Annotated in this window: 3 protein-coding genes and 1 pseudogene; 2 read left to right on the top strand and 2 right to left on the bottom strand. The window is 68.8% G+C overall.

What is annotated here, in order from left to right; translation table 11 throughout:
* Both QZ433_RS14235 and QZ433_RS14230 read left to right on the top strand, forming a co-directional pair.
* Positions 1 to 1106, top strand: a 1106-nt coding sequence (locus tag QZ433_RS14235; protein WP_295784701.1) for a hypothetical protein, incomplete at its 5' end; no start/stop codon positions are given.
* A 25-nt stretch (positions 1107 to 1131) separates the two neighbouring features.
* A complete protein-coding gene (locus tag QZ433_RS14230) occupies positions 1132 to 1701 on the top strand; it encodes an NUDIX domain-containing protein (RefSeq protein ID WP_366761948.1) in 570 nt (189 codons plus the stop codon).
* Positions 1702 to 1718: 17 nt separating this feature from the next.
* On the opposite strand, the gene QZ433_RS14225 is transcribed toward QZ433_RS14230, so the two are convergent.
* Both QZ433_RS14225 and QZ433_RS14220 read right to left on the bottom strand, forming a co-directional pair.
* Positions 1719 to 2720 carry a glycosyltransferase gene (locus QZ433_RS14225; RefSeq protein ID WP_295784699.1) on the bottom strand — a complete coding sequence of 334 codons (1002 nt, stop codon included), beginning with the start codon at positions 2718 to 2720 and terminating at the stop codon, positions 1719 to 1721.
* A gap of 47 nt (positions 2721 to 2767) precedes the next feature.
* Positions 2768 to 3048 (bottom strand): annotated as a pseudogene (locus QZ433_RS14220) (O-antigen ligase family protein); the annotation flags it as partial.

Genomic DNA, 3048 nt, shown 5'->3' with positions numbered 1-3048 from the left:
GTTCCTCCCATTCTCTCGGGCGCGTCCTCATCGATGAATTCGACAGCGAGTCTCAAGCCGAGCTGTTCTCCTCGCTCGGCGCCGTCGACGCCGTCCAGAGGCTGACGACCTATCTGCGCGTCGGCTCGCTCCTGGCCGACCGGGTCGTCGTCACGGATGCCATGCTGTTGGACGGGGCATTCTTCATCGCCCTCGGGCCGGCCGGGGTGGCAGCCGTCCTCGGGAGGGGCCCGGGCCCACTCCCGCTGGTGGTGACGAGTCCGCACCCCACCCTCGAGAGGGCCCTGCTGGATCGTCGCCGCAACCGTAGGTTCACCTGGGCCATGGATCGGACGTCGGTCGGTCGCGGGAGGGCTGATCGGCGGGGGCGCTGGCCGGATGCGGTGGAAGCGGGTTGGGCTGCCTGGCTGGCTGCCCAGTCGCAGGGCTTGATCGCCTTCGAGACCCAGAGCACGGCCCGGTCGTCCCTCCGGCACGACCCTCTTCCTCCCCTGTCGCCCGCGGCGACGGCCCTGGGCCGGCGTCTTCGCCTCGAACCCCGACGCAGTGGAGCGTGGCGGCGTATCGACGCATCCGGCCTGTCGCTGGCCGAACGCGACGCCCTGCGGACGTGGTGGGGCAAGGGCTATTCGCAGTTCCTGGCGGCACGTGCCGATGCTGATTGGATCAGCTTCAACGGGGGAACGTCGGGCCCGGCGGACTCCGTCCGCGTGGCCCTGCCGACGGCGCTTCTCACCTGGGCTCAGGAGGTGGGTCCGGCGTCGTTCTCGCAGGGGTGGGACGCCGCCGCGTCTCAACGCGCGCGGCTCCGTCGTCGACCGGGTTGGGCGAGCATGCGCGACCTCGCGTTCATCGCCACCTCCGGAACCCGCCCGGCGACCCGCAGGCGCGTCTTGTTCGGAGCGGCGGGAACGTCACTGCTCGCGGTGGCGGCGATCGTCTTGGGCGTCCCCTCGTGGGAGGCCTCGGAGATCGCCGAGCCCGTGACCTGGGCTGCGTTCGCGGTCGTCGCCATGACCACCTTCCCGTGGGCTGCCGTCCGATCGCTAATCCGTCTCATCGGCGGCGAACGACGAGCCGCCCTCATCGTCCTGCCGAGGAGCTGAGTTGCCCGATTTCGAACCGCGCTACGTGTTCTCCGGACCACCACGCATCGTGCTCGAAACCGCGCCGGTGAGCACGCGTGATGGGGCCGTCTATCACCACCATCGTCTCTCCGCGGGCAGTGGAGGAGTGGTGGTGATCGCCCGGAGCTCCGGCCGAATCCTTTTCCTGCGCATCAGCCGCCCTGCGGCGGAGGATGCGACGTTCGTGGAACTCCCTCGCGGGTGGATGGACGGGGCCGACGAGCAGGACGGTGTCGTCGCCGCGTTGCGGGAGCTGCGCGAGGAGACCGGTTTCGCGGGTCGGAATGCGCGTGTGGTCGGACAGTACATCCTCGATACGGGGATCTACCCGCAGCCGGTCACCGTCGTCGCGTGCGACATCGACGAGGCTGTTCCGGGAGGAGTCCCGGACGGTGAGGCGGATGGGGGCTGGAGCTGGCTTCCCGAAACGGACCTCGACCGACTCACCGTGACGGGCGTGCTGCGCGACGCGCACACACTCGCGTCGCTCTCGATCTGGCGCGCCGACAGGCGCGAGAGTCGAGCGGGTCGAGGCCGCGGGCCGTCGGTCGATTCCGTCGACCGTTCCTCGTGAGCCCTGCCGAAACGGATTCAGGCGGGGGACGGACGGCCGGCGAGCGGCGGCATCGGCTTCCAGGTCCGGTCCCGCGCGATGGCCCGGCCGTCACGCAGGCCGCGGAAGAGATGGCTCGTGCCCGTGAGCTTGCGTTCGACGACCACCAGGCGGATGAGCTCCTTCACGAACGTGAGGGCGGTTCCCGCGGTGAAGGGGAGCGGCTGGTAGACACCGACCGCGCGGTAGTACTTCGCCAGATACGCGCGGTTGCGCATGATGTAGTAACGGTACGCGTCGCTCGAGGCGTTCATGTGGCGGATGCCCATGTCCCACTGCTTGATCTCGCGGGTGCGCCGCAGCACGAACTCGTTCACGATGACCGATTCGGTCTCGCGCGAGGCGAGCCAGCCGTAGAGCTGGTCGTCCCAGTAGATGAAGAAGCGGGGATCGGGCAGGCCGATCTTCGCGACGATGTCGCGGTGGATGAACATGCCCTCGAAGCATCCCGAGTTCATCGGCTTGAAGCCGGAGTCGTCGAAGCTGGCGGGAGCGAAGGGGATCGGGATCGCCATCGACTCGGCGACGCGGTACTGCCAGTAGAACTCGCTGCCGTCGAAGTCGTACCGGCGCCCCTGGATGCTGCGGAAGCGCGGCGTCCACTTGCCCATCAGGGCGAGACCGTCGCGGACGACCTCGACATCGTCATCCATCAGCCAGATCCATTCGGAACCCAGCTCGTAGGCCACGCGCATGCCTTCGCTGAAGCCGCCCGAACCTCCGGTGTTGGTCTCGAGGCGACGGTAGACGAGCTCGGTCGGGAGGCGGTCGCGGTAGGACTGCACGACCGCAGTGGTGTCGTCGGTCGAGGCGTTGTCGATGATGACGAGGTGGCCCGGCGCGGGGTCCATGCGCTCGATGCTGTCGAGCAGGCGCGTGAGCAGATTCGTGCGGTTGTAGGTGACGACGACGATCGTCGCGGTCTTCGGGTCGAATGCATCGCCCAGGGGGGCGGCGTTGGCGTCGTCAGTCGAGGTCATGGCTCGACGATCATAACCGGCGGCCCCGAATGACCGCGGGTGAGCGCTCACGCGGACGGCTTCGCCAGCTCTCCCCGCTCGATCGAGATGCTCTGCTCGCTCGGCCCGACACCCACCAGCGGCGTCTGCTTGATCTTGGCGCCGAAGAGCACGACGAACATCCACCCCCACAGCAGCAGGGGGCCCGACTCGGTGAGCCCCTGCACCACGAGCAGGGCGCCGATCAGCGTGGGCAGCAGCGTGAGGGGGGAGTGCGGGCGGTCGTCGCGGAGGTCCCAACGGGGGCGGTCCACGGCGAAGAACCACGACCTCCACACATAGGCGAGGA

Origin of the sequence: uncultured Microbacterium sp. (genome assembly GCF_913776565.1) — a bacterium.
Taxonomy (GTDB): Bacteria; Actinomycetota; Actinomycetes; order Actinomycetales; family Microbacteriaceae; genus Microbacterium.
Note: the sequence above shows the minus strand (reverse complement) of the source record. Positions and strands in the feature narration are given on the sequence as shown.

Coding starts and splice junctions, on each gene's coding strand:
- QZ433_RS14225 (WP_295784699.1), bottom strand. CDS start 2,720: ATGACCTCGACTGACGACGCCAACGCCGCCCCCCTGGGCGATGCATTC.